Origin of the sequence: Leptospira koniambonensis, from assembly GCF_004769555.1 — a bacterium.
In the GTDB taxonomy this organism is placed as follows: Bacteria; Spirochaetota; Leptospiria; order Leptospirales; family Leptospiraceae; genus Leptospira_B; species Leptospira_B koniambonensis.
This window is the reverse complement of the sequence record NZ_RQFY01000001.1, coordinates 538,594-555,659: the sequence shown is the minus strand read 5'-3', so window position 1 is coordinate 555,659 and position 17,066 is coordinate 538,594. Positions and strand designations below refer to the sequence as shown.

The window sequence follows — 17,066 nt, the reverse complement described above, 5'->3', positions numbered from 1 at the left end:
TTAAAAACCGGCCAAATTGAAAATTAGAAATTTCGAAGATATCCCCCAAACGAGGGAGTAGGTTTTTTTTCTAAAATCCCGGTTTGTTTCTCAAATTTTTAGAATTGGATTGTAACAGGGACTGCGATCGAATGTAAATATATTCGAATGCGAAAATATTCTTACATCTTAGCGGCACTTTTTCTTTTCTTTTTAGAGTCCTGCTCACTCAAATCTATGAATCTTGCATTCGAAGCGATGCTTGAGGCACAGATCGCTTGCTTAGTTGCGGGTGATACATGTGTAGATGCAAGCACCACGCCAGTAGGTGATGTAACACCCCCTACAGTCACAATCACAAATCTTCCCACTACAGGAAGACCTACAGCGGAGACTGGATTTCTTTACGGGACTTCTACAGATGATATTTTAGTTTCCTCAGTCCAGATCCGCATTGATGGGGGAACTTATACAGCTGCTGCCGGAACTACTAGTTGGAGTTTTGCTTTGCCAAGTGGTTCTTTTACTTGGAGGCATGGTTCTTTTCATTCTGTCGATATCAGAAGTATTGACTCTAGCGGAAATATTTCCTCAGTTCTAAGTTTGAATATTAGAAAAGGTTATAATAGAGACTTAAACGGAGACGGCTATGCAGACGTAGTTGCGACGGCTCCTGGAGATGCTTCTGGAATGGGTGTGGCTTATATTTTTTACGGAGGATCTGCAGGTATCGCTGCAACAAGCACGACCATGGCAGATCATTCCATCACTGGCCAGGGAAGAATGGGATATACTACTGCGATGGGAGATGTGAATGGAGATGGATACGGAGATCTTGCGATAGGAGCCTCTGATTATTCAGGATTACAAGGGATCACTTATATCTTTCATGGAAGTACTTCAGGTATTATCACAAGTACTGCTGCAGGTGCAAATCGTATCTTAAATTATACAGGTTCAAATGAATTCGGATATGCTATTGCACTCGGAGATGTGAATGGTGATGGGTACGATGATCTTGCAAATGGTGCGTATCGTGTTGGTGGATTTGCAGGGCTTGCATTTATCTATTATAGCACTGGATCCGGTGGTATCTCTTCTAGTGCCGGAACAACTATTTCAGGTCCTGGAGGAAGCAATTTCGCCTGTGGGATAGGGTTAGGAGATATTAACGGGGATGGATTTTCAGACCTGGTAGTAGGTGGAAATGCATACGCCGGCGGTTCTACAGGAGGAGTTTGGATCTTCCACAGCACTGGATCTGCTGGAGTTACGGTAACTTCTTATACATCAGCAAACACTACGATAGTCGGCGAATCTGCTAGTAATTTTGGGATCCGTATTTTTACCGGAGATGTAAATGGAGATGGGTATGCAGATCTTGCTGTAGGCGGGCCTCAATACAGCAGCTTTGTTGGGCGAAGTTATGTATTTAATAGTACGGGAACTACGAGTGGGATCACTGTCTCTGCTGCTACAAGTGCTACCTCGATAGTCAGTTCTGCAGTTTTTAGTGGTTTGGGATCTTCAGTTATTTTGGGAGATGTGAATGGAGATGGATTTGACGATTTTGTTACGAGCGCCCCTGTCTATAATTCTGCCCAGGGAAGAGTTTTTGTAAATTTAAGCAATGGAAACGATGTCTCTAGTGGTTCCGTAAATATAATTGTGGGAGAAGCAGCTAGTCAGACTTTCGGAAATTCCCTTATGATCTCAGACATAAATGGAGATGGGTTAGGGGACTTGGTTGCAGGAGCGACTACCTATCCGGATGGAGTTGCATTATTCGGAAGAGTTTATATTTTTCATAGTTTCGGAAACGGGTATCCAGCGTCAGGTGCAAACATGGCAAATACAACTATCTCCGGAGTTACAGCAGGTGAATTCGGAAGTAATGTCGTAGATGCAAACATTCCGAAAGACCTTTATCCTAAATTTTTAGGAGTTTGGGTCTTCGGGAGTTTAGAAAATTATAGGATCCAAATTTAAGAAAGCTATAATATTTAAGTCAGCTTTGGTCTTCTTTTTTCTTTCAAAGCGCTCATTGCTTCTAATAGATTTGCAACTACTTTAGGATCTTCGAAACTACTCTTAGTAAATTCCAATTGAGATTCGAATTTATCATTGATCTCTTTATTAATCGCAAGTTTTGTTCTTCTGTAGGCACTTGGTGCGATTGCCATTACCTCATCCAATTTTTTCAGAACAAGTTTACGTAAATCTTCCTTATTCTCTGCAGTTTCATTGATCAAAGAAATTTCTTTTGCTTCTCCTGCTTTATAAGCAGCTCCCAAAAGGCAAACCTCGTTTAGGTATTCTGATTTAACAGTGATCTTTAATTTATCAATAAAACTGATAGGAAGTGGAAGTCCAACCAGAACTTCTGTAAAAGCGATTCTCGCTTTACCTTCTAACATAAATTTAAAATCGCAGGATAGGGTGATTACAGCACCACCGCCCATCGCGTAACCGGTTACCTCCGCCAGAAGAGGTTTTCCAAAACTCAAAAGTTTGCCGAATAGGATCACGATTTGACCCATTTCTGCTGTGAGTTTTTCTCTAGGAGTATTTAAGATATTCTCAGCGTCGATACCATTGGAGAAAAATTTAGGATTGTCGGAACTTATAAGGACTGCACGGATATTATCATCCTTATCGATCTCCGCCAGGATATTTTCCAGTTCTATCATATTCTCCCTAGTTAGAGAATTCTGATCGTTAGTTTGTATTTTTATACATTCGGCTCTGCCGTTTTTTAATTGGATTGGTTCCCGCAAATAGTTCATAGTGCATGATTAGGAACTCCAACATAAGTGATCCACTCGAATTTTATTGTTTAAATTACAAACTAATCATGCACTTCGCAGTTCTATTTGAAAATTTTATCTAAAACCACCGGATGCACTGATCCTTTCTCCAGTAAGCCAATAAGAATCTTCAGAAGCTAGGAACAACGCAACTTTCGCGATATCGTCTGGTTGGCCTAATCTTCCCAAAGGAGTTTTGGAAATAATCTGTTTTTCCATTTCACTTCCTATCATTCCAAGTCGATGAGCTCCTTCTGTTTCTACACCGCCCGGAGCGATCGTATTCACTCTGATCTTTTTAGCACTAAGCTCCAATGCTAATACTTTCGAAACAGTATCCAGAGCTCCTTTTGTGGAAGCATATACAACTGAATTTGGCACAGGGATCTCACTGACAACAGAACTGATATTGATCACTGAACCACCTTCTGGTGAAAAATGACTTATAGATTCTTGGGTAGCAAGGATTGGTCCAAGCACATTTGTATTCATCTGTCTATGGAATTCATCTTCTGTAACTGCTTCTAACGGAGCGAACTCAAATACACCTGCGTTATTCACTAGAATATTCACAGAACCGAAAGCCTTCTTCGTTTCTGAAAATAAACGTTTAACGTCAGAAGATTTGGACATATCACCTTGGACTGCGATTGCTTTACCTCCGCTTTTTTTGATTTCTGCTACAACCTTATCTGCACCTTCTTTACTGGAAGAATAGTTCACTACTACGGAAGCACCTGCGGAACCTAATGTCTTAGCGATGCTTGCTCCAATTCCTTTAGAAGCTCCTGTTACCACTGCGACTTTACCTTTCAACTGACTCATAAGATCTCTCCTGAATATTAGGATCTAAATAATTTTATAGTTAGACAAGTATCGAAGTGTTTGTTTTGAAAATATTTTGATATTTCGATAATTATCAAAATAACGAAACTAGAATGAGCGTCGGTCGGTTTGATCTAGATCTGGGAAAGTTTATCAAGGTAGGCCTTGAATACATCTCTTCTGAGAATGATATTCACAAATTTACCATCCTTAGAGGTTTCTATCAGACCAGCATTTTCTAATTCTTTAATATGATGAGATAGGGTAGCAGGGCTAATATCTTGAGATTTGTTCAAGGCGCTGCAGGCAGTAGGTTCTTTAGTAGAGCCGATACATTGTAGAAGCTGAAATCTCCTAGGCTCAGCAAGGGCCCTGGAAATTTTAGTAAATTCCTTTTCCGTTAGTTTTACAGGTTTGGGGTTCGGCACTCTCTCCATGATTACTTCTTTAGACGGTTCTGTCTAAAGAAATTTTCATTTTTGAGAGTGATCCTGACCCAAACTCTTTGGAAGATTCTTCTTACTGCTGAATGCAGATGAACTTTTTGGAAACAGAACAGCTATCATTTCCGGAACTGATGGCCCCTGAACCCAGAGCATTTCCAATTCCATACTGTCCTGTAATTCCTGAAGTAATATCATCAGTCCACATATTACAATGGTTGCTCGCAGTGGTCCAGTTGGAGTTCAAACCAGTCCAGAATGAGTCGGAACCACTCGCAGTAAATGCAGTTGTTAAACTTCCAAAACTAAAAAGTTTAGAAGAATTTGTAGTAAATACTTTATTAGAATAAGGTAAACTACCGCTCTTCAAATAATAGTCTCTGCTCGCATCTAATACCCAGTTGGTTTGTCCGGTTGCATTGGTCCCAGTAGTGGTCGCAACTCTCGTAGAACCATCTACAATCAATGCCTTGTAAGTGGCGCTTCCCATATCTGTTGGTTTATTCGGATCTGCACCATCATTACAACTATCGTCTGCAACAGTCATTCCTGAGTTCAGGTTTCCACTTTTAGTAAGTGAGGTTACCCAGATCAGCTTATCATTATCCAAATTTTGGACTCCACAATAATCAGGAGGTTGATACTGATCAAAAGTTGCATCACTGCTTGTTAGAAGACTGAAAGATACACAACTACTTTGGGTTCCATCCACTCGATTATCGTTCTTACCGGTGATTGTAATCGTTTTGTTCACATTATAATCTGAAGAAGTGAATGTTAGGTTCGTAGGACTCACACTCGCACATTCAGTGCTTCCTGATTTGCAGGAAAGAGTAAATGTAACATCCCCAGTAGGTGGAGAGGCAAGTCCCAGTTTTACTTTGAAAGTGGCGCTTGTACCATCTTCGCTAGTGTCCCCTGATATATTCGAGAATGTTAATACTTGTTCATCGTCAATATTTCGGATAGGAGTAGAAGGTGAAGTAAATATTAATCCGCCTGTTGCAGCTCCATAAACTATATTATATAGAACATTTCCGTCTACAAGCGCATCATCCACACCGGTTGCTACGATCTTATTCGTTCCAGAAGAGATCATTGTATTCCAATTCCCTGAAGTAATTGTAGCGGATGCTGTCACATTTCCTTCTGAAGTGTCATCACTAGAAGCAGGAACGGTTACTGTCGAACTTGGAGAAGATTGTGTGATCAGATAAATGGTCGCGGTTCCTCCTCCTTCACTTGTGGAGAATCCTCCGGACCTTCTGCAGGAAGAGATCAGATTTGAAACGTCATTATCACAACTATAATAAACGAAGGAAGGATTTCTTACAAATGTAGTGCTTCCGTATTTATCGTCAGTAGTTGTTGTAGACGTGGAAACAGTATAATCATGGTTTCCTTCATTCGCACCGTTGGAACTTCCTGTTACGTAAACTTCTCTATCTTGGTTCCATCCGCCCGCCACATCTTTAGAAGGAGTAAATACTAAGTTAGAGGCGTTTAATATTCCGTCATTCGTTGAGCTGCCGCTAGACAGATTTAAAGTAACATTGGAAAGAGGTTGGGATCTCAATCGTATCGTAAATTTGGAATAAGTTTGAGGATCCAGTTTTGCCGAATCATCAGTAGCAAACCCATTGATAGAAACTGAAGAATTACTTGTAAGAGTGGTATTTCCATTAGCAACGATCACATATCCGGCAGTATCATCATCCAAATTATTTACAGTCACAAAATTCGGACTAGGAGTTCTGTTGCTGTATTTAGAATCTGAACTTGTGGCCTTATTCACTCTAATTTGATACTGAACATTTCCATCCATCACATCGTCGTCAATTCCGGTAACCACAACTGATTGAGGTGTATTCCAGTTAGAAGGAGTGAATACAACCTGGGTTTGGTCAATCGTACCTTCTTGGTTGCTTGAGTTTACTGAATCTTTCTTTTCATTAAAAGAAACAGTAACATTGGATGTAGGCTCGCTTGTAAGAACTACTGTGAAAAATGCGTTTTGTCCCGCCTCATTCGTGTTCGTGCTTAAGGTCGAAACTGTGATCCCTGGACTATCATCATCCGTAATATTTACTTTTACATCAGGAGGGTTTTCATTTCCGTAATCAGTAGCTGTTCCTAACACTACGTTTGCGATCACGTTCCCATCCGCGATCTCATTATTGACCGGAGTTACAGTCACAGTTTGAGGTGTATTATAATTTGCAGGAGTAAATGTTAGTAGCGAAGTATCTACAGTCGCTCTTAATGGATTTGAACTGGAAACAGGAATTGTTACATTTCCAGGAGGTTCTACAGTTAATACTACTGTGAACGTTTTTGCAGCACCGGCCTCATTGATATTCAAAGTAGTAGGTGTTACTATAATTGCAGGTTCTTCGTAATCAATATTTGTGACAGAAACAGAAGGTAATATTATATTATTATAATTTGTATCTGAGCTAGTGGAATTTCCTAAATTGATCTTGTATTGGATATTTCCATCTGTAAGAACATCATCCACTCCGGTGATCGTGACGATCTGAGGAATACTAAAATTTCCACTAGTAAATGTTAAAGAAGAAGGGGATACTGTTCCTTCTGAAAGATCAGAACTCTGGACTGTAGGAATTACAACATTAGAAGAAGGTGCCTTACTTAAAACCACTGTGAAACTGGCAGTATTTCCTTTTTCGGTAGTGATTAGATTCTTTTTGGGAGAAACTACAATACTATAAGAGTCATCATCAATTACTGTGATCCCGATAGAAGGAGTATATAGGCCATTGTACGATTTATCGTCGCTAGTTGCCTTGCCTACGTAAAGGGAAATGTCCTTATTTCCTTCGACTGCTAAATTATCTATACCAGTGATCGTGATTGTCTGGGGAGAATCCCAGTTGCCTGCAGTAAAAGTTACTGTAGAAACAGAAACTGTAGCTCGATCAGTATGGCTGAGGCTAAGAGGTAATGTAACGTCCGCTGTTGGGATCTTATTCAGCCGGATTTCTATATCCAAAGTCCCATTTGTGGGATTTTCCGGAACTGCATATGAATAATTGGGAGAAGAGATCGCGACCCCATTTGAACTTTGTAGATATTTTTCGCTCGCGCCGAAGAGTATATAATCTAAAGAATTCGTCGAACCCTTACATTGGAGCAAAAATAAAACCAGAAGAATAGAGATAGAAATTGGATGACTTTTGCGGATTCTTTTCATCGACCTCGGTCCAGTAATATTCTGCAGTTTAAGTCTACGCATTCTCAGACGAATATTAACTCTAACCTTTTTCAGAAATTTCGTAAAAAAGTTTTAGACCATTCCTTAAGTGCCAAGTAGTGATTTCGTCTTTCAGAAAATTCTAAAACTTACATAAGACTTCATGAATATTATAAAAAATAGTATCTTGTCCGGACTCTATCCTGCACAAGGGTCATAACTTTCTTCTTCTAACCGAACTCGAGTGCTGATTTTTAATTCTCGTATATTATTCTTATTCTTCTTACTCATATCACTTTTGTTCCTGAACTGTGCTCGGACCAGATATGCTATTATGGAGTCTAAATCATTCCAAAAATTCTGTGGATGCGTCCCTGAAGACGAAATTCCTGCAAACTCTAAAGAAGAGGCCTTAGGCAAATTAAGCGAAGGCTCATTAGATGATTTAGGAACTCCAAATTACCTGGAGATCATGTATCGTGGCTTGAAAAAGGCATTCGAATATTCCGGTACAACATTTGAACAATCAGAAGAAGGTCTTAAGGCTCCTGGTGTAGAACTCAAACGAATAGAAGAAGATAAAAAGTTAAAAGAACTTTTGATCACCATAGATGGGGACGTTGCGTTTCCTTCCGGAAGATCTACTTTGACCCCAAAGGCAAAGGAACTTATCTCTAAAATCGCAGACGCGTTAGTTGCTTATCCTGAAACAAATGTTAGGATCGGGGGACATACAGATACTCCGGGGTCATTTACTTCAAATTTAAAATTGAGTAAAGAAAGATCTCAGGCAGTAAAACAAGAACTTAAACAATCTCACGATATTACAGAGGAAAGATTTAAGGAAGTAGATGGATACGCAGATTTGCGCAAGATCGTAGATACTTTCTTCTCAGAAAAAAAGAATCGAAGAACCGAAATATATGTCGGAACAGTTCGGATCGTGTATTAAGAGGATCTGAATGAAATTCTCTCCCATTTTGAATTTTAGAATTTTATTAAGTTTATTATTATTATCTTTTATAAACCCAGTTTTTGCCCAAGGCCAAACTCTGGAGCCGGAAAAGACAGAGCAACAACCTGCACCTAAGCAGGACGAGACTCCTAAAGAAACTTCTTCTTGGTTTACTGATCCAAATGATAAGTTTAGTAAAGTTTTCGAACATAGATTGATGTTTCGAGCTGGTGCAGGAATTGGAAATCTTTCTCCTGCTATATTGAATGAAACAGGACCTGCTTGGTCCAAGGATTCTATTTTACGAAATCTAATGGATCCTGATTCTCCTTCTTCTTTTCCATATAAAGAAGCGAAATCTTTAGGAGTCCAAACCCAAGCCTGGGATATCAGTTATGGATGGAAAAATCGTTTTGAGATCCAATCTGCTAGAAATTCTGCATTAGGAAAATATGGTAAAGAAGAACCTGCTTCCGCAAGTTTTATTACTCCTAGAACGGATCTATATTGGGCTTCTGCATTCGAAGGGAATCGATTGCTTAGATTTAACGGAATAAATGATCATTTAAGATTTTCTTATATTCATCCTTTTACTTCCAGATTTAGGATTGGGCCTTCTGTAAATTTTCATAGATATACTGAACAAGATACTAGTTCTTATGGGTCTTATTCTACTTCTCGCCCTGGTGCTCCTGTTCCGGATAAGGCGACTTGGTCCGTAGGCGGAAATGTAGAATCTAATTTTTCCATGAAGGGTGTCCTTCCTGGGATCTATCTGAAATTCAAAATTACTGAATGGTGGGAGATCCGTTCTCGTTTGGAATATCTGGATAGAAAGGGGGATTTTTCCGCAATAGGAACTCAAGTTTTGCAAGAGTCAATTTCCGCAGGACCTGGAACTTATAGTATCTCTGTTCCTGCATATGCAGGAAAGGTTTCAGATAAGGGAACCATCTTTATGTTCGAGTCATCTTTTAGATACTGCAGATTCAGTTTAGATATCGGGTTGATCCGACAAGATATTACTAGATCTTATTCTATGTATGTGGGTAACACTATAGGAAGTGTCTCTACAAATGATTATCTATTACGTTTCCCGAATATAGATCTGGGGCAAATGAGTCATCATTCCAAACAGGTTTTAACTGAAATTTATATCATGCCTGGAGCCTCCTTTTTCTACGATTCTGACGGGATCTATTAATCCATTCTAATGGGGGTCCTTGAGGGAGATCTCAGTTCCTAGATTTTATGACTAAATCCCTTCCGATTAAAACCGCATAATTTCCTCCATTTTGCCTCAAATTTGAAATAAATAGTTGATTTCCGTTTCCTAAAAACCGTAGAATATCCCCTCGGTTTGGCTCAGGGAAGTTTTATAAAATATTAAAATATGGCAGCTAAGGATAGTACTGAGATAGAGATCGATTTATTATTGGAGGCTATCTATCAGAAATATGGGTACGACTTTAGGCAATATTCAGATGCTCATATAAAACGCAGGATCACGAATCGGATGGTATTATCGGGATATAGTACGGTTTCGGAGATGCAGTTTCAACTTCTACATAATAAAAGTTTTGCGAACGATCTTTTGCATGATCTGTCCATCACGGTTACAGAGATGTTCAGAGATCCAAACTTTTATAGATCCGTTCGTGAAAAGATCATACCTATCTTAAAAACGTATCCTTTTATAAAGATCTGGCATGCGGGTTGTTCCACCGGCGAAGAAGCGTATTCCATGGCAATCCTTCTATTGGAAGAGGGTCTTATCGAGAGAACAACCATTTACGCAACAGATTTTAATCAGCGTGCTTTGGACGACGCCAAGCTAGGCATATTTTCGAATAATCTAATAAAGGAATATACTGCCAATTACCAAGCTTCTGGGGGAAGGTCCTCTTTTTCTGATTATTATACCGCCGATGAAAATATGGCAATCATGAATAAAGATCTAAAGAAGAATATAGTCTGGGCAAATCATAACCTAGTGACCGACAGCGTGTTTGCAGAAGTGCATATGATATTATGCAGGAATGTACTTATTTATTTCAAAAGGGAACTTCAGAACAAGGTGCATAGAATGTTTTATGAAAGTTTGATCAATGGAGGAGTTCTTTGTTTGGGTTCGAAAGAAGGGATGTATTTCAGTGAACTAAAAGATGCCTACCAAGAATTAGATCTTAGGCAGAAAATATTCAAGAAGAAGTATTAAGGATCTTTAATTAAATTTATGGGATACGACGCGATCGTAATCGGAGTTTCTTCTGGAGGGTTAAATGTTCTTACAAAACTTTTACCTTCTCTGCCGCAAAATTATCCTATCCCGATAGTGATCGTGCAACACTTGAGTCCTCGTTCGGATGGATACTGGATAGAGAGTATGGATAAACTCTGTAAATTGTTTGTGAAAGAAGCAAATGAAAAAGAACAAATAGAACGAGGGAATATTTATATGGCTCCTGCAAATTACCATCTTTTGGTAGAAAAAGATAGAACCTTTTCATTAAGTACAGAATCAAAGGTGAATTTTGCAAGACCGTCCATAGATGTATTTTTTGAATCAGCTGCAGAAGTTTACAGGAACGAATTGATCGGGGTTATTTTGACAGGTTCCAATTCGGATGGAGCTCTTGGACTTAAAAAAATAAAAGAAGAAGGCGGATTGACTATCGTACAAGACCCCGAGACCGCGGAATCTCCTTCTATGCCAGCACATGCGATATCTACTTCTTCGGTAGATTATATTCTTCCTATAGAAGAGATCCAGAAACTTCTGATCCAATTGGGAAAGAGTGGTTAACGTGTATTTTAGAAACTTAACTATCCGAGCTAGATTATTTATAGGTTTTTCCATACTGCTTTCGATACTCGTAGGCACATCCATATTTATGATAGATAAACTATCTGAATCTAATTTTAGATTACAGAAGATCGTAGATGGTGCCGCAAAAAAAGTGAATCTATCCAATGAAATTTTGATCAATCTTTTAGAAGCGACTCGCCATGAAAAAAATATCATCCTAGAAAAATCTCCTACGAAAATGGGATATTTCAGGGATCGATTCAATCTTGCTTCCGAAGCAGTAGACGAAAAAATATTTCAACTGGACGGGCTTTTGGATGAGGAGGGCAAGAGATTATTAGGAGAATTTAAGATTACCTGGAAAGAATTCAAGGTCTATCTAGATGAGATCGTTTCACTCGCATTAAAAAATGATAATGAAAAGGCATTTGTCCTTTCTGCAGGAAGGGGACTTACCTTAAGGGATCTGGCAATCAAACAGATCATCAAGATAGTGGAAAAAAACCAGAAAGCCATGGAGGCCGAAAAACAGACAAATATCAAAGATTACGAATATACCTTCTCCTTTTTGATCGTTATAGTTATCTTAAGTGCGTCTGTGGTTGTGGCTTTTGCATATTGGATCGTTATAAGTATCACAAAAAGAATTCGTTTTATGGCTGGCGAGGCGGAAAAGATCGCAGGTAGGGAGTTCACTGGGCAGACACTCTCGGATCCTACTAAGGACGAACTCAAATTGATATTTGATTCTTTAGTGAATATCAACGAAAGTTTTAGAGAAGTTACATATAATGCAAACACAGTCGCTTCCGGAAATTATTCCATGGATCCTGTTCCCAGATCTGAGAAGGATGCTTTGGGAATTGCACTAAAGAAGATGACCCAGGCTCTTCGACAAACAACTTCAGAGAACGAAAGGCATAATTGGTTAACCCAAGGCCAAAATCAATTGAACGAAAAATTGAAAGGGGACCAGAGCGTAGAAGTTCTCGCTCAAGAAATCGTAAATTTTTTGGGTGAATACGTGAAAGCACAAATAGGTGCCATTTATCTTTTAGATGAGAGAGATAAATCTCTTAGATTGACTGGAGAGTATGCTTTTAGCGGAGGAAAAAATTCTGAAAAGTTTTCTCTCAAAGAAGGTTTAGTAGGCCAAGTTGCATTCGAACAAAAAGCAATACTATTGACCGATCTGAAGGATGAACAGATACGAATTGTTTCTTCTATCTTAGATACAAAACCTACAAATCTGCTCGTCCTGCCATTTTTATATGAAGGCCAAACTCTGGGAGTGATAGAGATAGGAAAATTAAACCGATTCACTGAGTTGGAAGTTGAATTCTCTCAAAATTGTATGGAGAATATAGGGATTAGCATATATTCTGCCATCTCTAGAAAAAAGATCCAAGAGTTATTAGAAGAAACCCAGGCCCAAGGCGAGGAACTACAATCTCAGCAGGAAGAATTGAAACAAATGAACGAGGAGTTGGAGGAGCAGACCCAAACTCTAAAACAACAACAAGAAGAACTTAGGATCACGAATGAAGAATTAGAGGAACAAACCCAATCCTTGGAAGCAAAGAACAAAGAAGTTGAAGCGGCCAAAGTAGATATAGAACAAAAAAGTAAACAGCTAGAAGTCAGCAGCAAATATAAATCGGAATTTTTAGCTAACATGTCCCATGAACTTAGGACACCTTTAAACAGTCTTTTGATCCTCTCTAAGGACCTATCTGAAAACAGTAAAAAGAATCTGAATTCTGATCAAGTGGAAAGTGCAAATATCATCTATAAAAGCGGCCAAGATCTGCTCGTTCTGATCAACGAAGTATTGGATCTTTCTAAAATTGAATCCGGAAAAATGCAGGTCAATATTGAAAAAGTATCACTTCGAGAATTTGTGGATGGGTTGCTGAGAGATTTTAAACACCAGGCAGATAAAAAACGATTAAGTTTAACAGGTAATATAACTTCAGACTCACCTGAATTTATTTTTACGGACCCTCTGCGTTTGAACCAGATACTCAAAAATCTATTGTCTAATTCTTTAAAATTTACTGAAAAAGGAAAAATCTCTATAGAAATCCGTCCGGATGGACATCAGAAAATCCTAATATCTGTTTCAGACACTGGAATTGGTATCCCTGAAGAAAAACAAATGTCTATATTCGAAGCATTTCAACAGGCGGATGGAAGTACTTCCCGTAAATATGGTGGAACTGGTCTTGGATTATCTATCTCCAGAGAATTGGCCAAAATTTTAGGAGGTTATATCAATTTAGAAAGTAAGATCAACCAAGGATCTACATTCTCTCTTTTGCTCCCTTTAGAGATCCAAAAAGAAACTTTTGCCTCTACTTCTTCTTTCCCGCAAGAAAGTCATTCTTTAGAAACAAAAGTCCCTTATGCCCTTAGGGAAAATAGATTTATAGATTCTCCAAACGCAGAGGATGATAGAAATACTATTTTAGAGAATGATAAAGTAGTTTTGGTGATCGAAGACGATTTGAAATTCGCATCCGTTTTGATCAAACAGGCTCATGATAAGGATTTTAAATGTTTATCCGCCTCTACGGGTGAGGATGGGCTGGTGCTTGCTGAAAAACATTTACCGAGCGCGATTATATTAGATCTAAATCTTCCTGGGATCAATGGTCATACTGTCCTGAATGAACTCAAATCGAATCCTAAAGTGAGGCATATTCCTGTTCATGTAATTTCGGGTAGTGAGTATTCTATAGAACCTATTAAAGAAGGTGCCGTAGAATATTTGGTAAAACCAGTAAACAAAAAGGAATTGGAAGAGGCATTCAATCGAATAGAGAACTTTATTAATCGTAAAATGAAAAATCTTCTGATCATAGAGGATGATGATAGTTCCAGGATTGCCATGAGAAAGCTGATCGGTAACGGGGACGTAAAATGTTTCGAGGCAAGTAATGGTAAGGATGCAATCAAGGCTTACCAAGAAAATTATTTCGACTGTATCGTTTTAGATATAGGTCTTCCGGACATGAGCGGATTCGAACTTATCTACGAGCTGGAAAAAATAAAAGGTCAAACCATGCCTCCTATTATTATCTATACTGGAAAAGAACTAACCAGGGAAGAAAATGCGGAACTCCAAAAATATGCAGAAAGTATTATAATCAAAGGAGTAAAATCAGAAGAAAGATTATTGGATGAAACTGCTTTATTTTTACATAGGACAATAAGTAAGCTTCCAGAAGGAAAACAAAAGATCATAAACAATCTTTATGATAAGGAAGCTATTTTTCAGAAAAAGAAAGTTCTGCTAGTGGATGATGATATGAGGAATGTATTCGCATTATCTAAAATCCTAAAAGATAGGGGAATGGAAGTATTTAAAGCGGATAATGGGAAGACCGCTCTTACCTCTCTGGATTCCAGGCAGGATATGGATATTGTTCTAATGGATATCATGATGCCTGAGATGGACGGATACGAAACCATGAAACATATACGTTCCGACGCTAAATACAATAAACTTCCAATCATTGCGCTTACTGCAAAGGCAATGAAGGATGATCGTCAAAAATGTATAGATGCAGGTGCAAACGATTATATTTCAAAACCTGTAGATGTAGAAAGATTACTTTCCTTGATGAGAGTTTGGTTGAGTCGTTAAATTTATGAATACTAAGCCTAAAATCCTGATCGTAGACGATAGGCCGGAAAACCTGGTCGCATTGGAAACTGTATTGAAAGATCTAGATGTGGATCTGATCCGTGCGTTAAGCGGTAACGAGGCATTAAGAGCAACATTACATCATGATTTTGCGTTGGCATTGTTGGATATCCAAATGCCAGAAATGGACGGATACGAATTGGCGAGTATTCTAAGGGAAGAAGAGAAGACCTCCAGGCTTCCTTTTATTTTTATCTCTGCCGTGTACACGGATAATCTGAACGTATTTAAAGGGTACGAAAGAGGAGCGTTCAGCTTCATCACCAAACCTTTCGAGCCTCAAATACTTCGAAATAAGGTGAAATTTTTTGTAGATAAGCATATGCAGGAGATCTCTCTCTATAATCTAAATCAGGATCTACAAAAGAAAAATGAAGAATTAGAAATTGCGAACAAGGAACTGGATGCATTTTGTTATTCTGTTTCCCATGACTTAAGAGGACCGTTACGTGCTATAGAAGGTTTTGCAAAAATACTTCAGGAAGATTTCGCAAAAGATCTGGACGATGAGGCAAAAAGGATACTGGGAGTGATCATAGGAAGCACTCTCAAGATGGACAGTCTGATAGATAGTCTGCTTCTACTTTCTAGAATGGGTAAAAAGGAAATTACTAAAACTATAGTAAATGTTTCAGAACTTGTGCAACATACTCTGGATGAATTACAAACAGGAACACAAAATGAAAAAACAAAGATCCAGATTGGAGAATTATTTCCAGTGATGGGAGATATAGAATTACTCGGTCAGGTTTTTATAAATTTGATCTCTAATGCGATCAAGTATTCTTCCAAAAAAGAGAAACCGATTGTAGAGATAGGATGTAACCAATCCAACGGAGAAAATACTTACTTCGTAAAAGATAATGGCGCCGGTTTTAATATGAAATACCAGAACAGACTTTTCGGAGTGTTCCAAAGACTACACGATAATCGGGATTTCGAGGGGATCGGCATAGGACTTGCGATCGTTCATAGGATTGTCACTCGTCATGGTGGAAAAGTTTGGGCAGAAGGTGAAGTGGACAAGGGTGCGACCTTCTATATTACATTTCCACAGATCCAAGAAATTTAATTTTATTTTTTAGGTTTTCCCATCCAACGTAAAGGCCCACTTCCATATCTTCCTAACTTATCTTGTGGGTTTGCTAATTTACAGGTAAGAAGAGAAAGGCAACCGCAACCAATACAAACAGAGAGTCCATTTTTCAATCTATGAAGTTCTGCGATCTTCTCCTCTATACGTAAGCTCCAGGTTTTAGAAAGTTTGGACCAATCTTGTCCATTAGGAGTATGATCTTCCGGGAGTTTTGCGATCTCTGCCGCGATCTCATCCAAAGAAAGTCCTACTCTTTGTGCAAATACTACGAATGCGATCCTTCTCAAAACGTGTCTGGGGTATTGTCTATGGCCGGAACCTGCTCTTACGGAGCGGATCAGTCCTCTTTCTTCATAAAAACGTAATGCAGAGGAAGCAACCCCGCTTCTTTTGGATACTTGACCGATACTTAAAAATTCGTCCTTATCCACTACATTCTCCTAAATCTAAACTTAAAGTGAACTTTAGGTATTTATTTTATATAAACAGCATTCTAAGCACAAACATTTTCGAATTTTTTCTCGAAAAATCGTAAAAAAACAGCTCTCGACTCTTTACTTCAAGTTCACTTTAACTTGTAGAATATGATCACCTAAATAAAGAAAGGGTGTTCTATAATGTTATTAGAAAAGATCAGTACAGGCTCAGGCCTTCGATTAGGAATTATATTAGCTAGTACCAGAAAGGGTAGATTCGGAGAAACTGTCGCAAAATGGTTTGAAGAGATTGCGAAACAGGATTATAGATTTGAAACTGATTTGATCGATCTTTCTGAATTTTCTTTACCTTGGGACATGTCAAAGGATATGGACTCGGATCTTCCTTTATTCTCGGATAGAATAGCAGAAGCGGACGCTTTTGTAGTAATTACACCGGAGTATAACCACGGATATCCTGCTTATTTAAAGTTGGCAATTGACTCACTTCATGAAGAATGGAATGCGAAGCCTCTTGGATTCGTTTCCTATGGAGGAAGTTCCGGCGGTTTAAGAGCGGTAGAACAACTTCGCAATGTATTTGCAGAATTGAGAATGACTACCATTCGAGACTGTGTTAGTTTTCATTGGGCTCATGCCAGGTTCCATAACGGAAGACCCACAGAGGAATTTCGCTACGCATCTTCGGCTGAGAAATTATTGAATGAATTGTATTGGTGGGGAAACGTTTTGAAACAAGCTAGAACGAATTTCCCACAATCTGTTCTTAGGTCCTGATTTTAAGGAATAAAT

General features: G+C 38.7%; 13 protein-coding genes. 8 read left to right on the top strand and 5 right to left on the bottom strand.

Features of this window, described 5'->3' with window-relative positions:
- Nucleotides 1-147 precede the first annotated feature (147 nt).
- A complete protein-coding gene (locus EHQ52_RS02515; protein ID WP_135613708.1) occupies nt 148-1,968 on the top strand; it encodes an FG-GAP-like repeat-containing protein in 1,821 nt (606 codons plus the stop codon).
- Between the two features lie 14 nt (nt 1,969-1,982).
- On the opposite strand, the gene EHQ52_RS02510 is transcribed toward EHQ52_RS02515, so the two are convergent.
- The 4 genes from EHQ52_RS02510 to EHQ52_RS02495 all read right to left on the bottom strand — a co-directional run bounded on the left by EHQ52_RS02510 (nt 1,983) and on the right by EHQ52_RS02495 (nt 7,268).
- Nucleotides 1,983-2,765 (bottom strand): enoyl-CoA hydratase/isomerase family protein, encoded by a 783-nt coding sequence (locus EHQ52_RS02510; RefSeq protein WP_135613707.1) that lies wholly within the window; start codon nt 2,763-2,765, stop codon nt 1,983-1,985.
- 96 nt (nt 2,766-2,861) lie between these two features.
- On the bottom strand, nt 2,862-3,611 hold the full coding sequence (locus EHQ52_RS02505; protein ID WP_135613706.1) for an SDR family NAD(P)-dependent oxidoreductase: 750 nt from the start codon (nt 3,609-3,611) through the stop codon (nt 2,862-2,864).
- A gap of 134 nt (nt 3,612-3,745) precedes the next feature.
- Nucleotides 3,746-4,048, bottom strand: coding sequence for an ArsR/SmtB family transcription factor (locus EHQ52_RS02500; RefSeq protein ID WP_100709835.1), 303 nt, complete (start codon nt 4,046-4,048; stop codon nt 3,746-3,748).
- Between the two features lie 82 nt (nt 4,049-4,130).
- On the bottom strand, nt 4,131-7,268 hold the full coding sequence (locus tag EHQ52_RS02495; protein WP_167492152.1) for a DUF1554 domain-containing protein: 3,138 nt from the start codon (nt 7,266-7,268) through the stop codon (nt 4,131-4,133).
- Between the two features lie 244 nt (nt 7,269-7,512).
- Between EHQ52_RS02495 and EHQ52_RS02490 the strand changes: the two genes are divergently transcribed.
- The 6 genes from EHQ52_RS02490 (at nt 7,513) to EHQ52_RS02465 (ending at nt 15,813) form a co-directional block, all read left to right on the top strand.
- Nucleotides 7,513-8,220: an OmpA family protein gene (locus tag EHQ52_RS02490; RefSeq protein ID WP_244244766.1), complete on the top strand. Its 708-nt coding sequence runs from the start codon at nt 7,513-7,515 to the stop codon at nt 8,218-8,220.
- Between the two features lie 10 nt (nt 8,221-8,230).
- Nucleotides 8,231-9,427 (top strand): hypothetical protein, encoded by a 1,197-nt coding sequence (locus tag EHQ52_RS20010; protein WP_167492151.1) that lies wholly within the window; start codon nt 8,231-8,233, stop codon nt 9,425-9,427.
- 189 nt (nt 9,428-9,616) lie between these two features.
- On the top strand, nt 9,617-10,441 hold the full coding sequence (locus tag EHQ52_RS02480; protein ID WP_135613704.1) for a CheR family methyltransferase: 825 nt from the start codon (nt 9,617-9,619) through the stop codon (nt 10,439-10,441).
- 18 nt (nt 10,442-10,459) lie between these two features.
- Entirely contained in the window at nt 10,460-11,029 is a 570-nt protein-coding gene (locus EHQ52_RS02475) for a chemotaxis protein CheB (RefSeq protein WP_135613703.1), read from the top strand.
- 1 nt (nt 11,030) lies between these two features.
- Nucleotides 11,031-14,681: a response regulator gene (locus tag EHQ52_RS02470; protein ID WP_244244782.1), complete on the top strand. Its 3,651-nt coding sequence runs from the start codon at nt 11,031-11,033 to the stop codon at nt 14,679-14,681.
- 4 nt (nt 14,682-14,685) lie between these two features.
- Nucleotides 14,686-15,813 carry a sensor histidine kinase gene (locus EHQ52_RS02465; protein WP_135613702.1) on the top strand — a complete coding sequence of 376 codons (1,128 nt, stop codon included), beginning with the start codon at nt 14,686-14,688 and terminating at the stop codon, nt 15,811-15,813.
- A gap of 2 nt (nt 15,814-15,815) precedes the next feature.
- Here EHQ52_RS02465 and soxR read toward each other — a convergent pair whose 3' ends face one another.
- Nucleotides 15,816-16,268, bottom strand: a complete 453-nt coding sequence (soxR, locus tag EHQ52_RS02460) for a redox-sensitive transcriptional activator SoxR (protein WP_100724480.1) — start codon at nt 16,266-16,268, stop codon at nt 15,816-15,818.
- A 186-nt stretch (nt 16,269-16,454) separates the two neighbouring features.
- On the opposite strand from soxR, the gene EHQ52_RS02455 reads away from it, so the two are divergent.
- On the top strand, nt 16,455-17,051 hold the full coding sequence (locus EHQ52_RS02455; RefSeq protein ID WP_135613701.1) for an NADPH-dependent FMN reductase: 597 nt from the start codon (nt 16,455-16,457) through the stop codon (nt 17,049-17,051).
- Nucleotides 17,052-17,066: the final 15 nt, after the last annotated feature.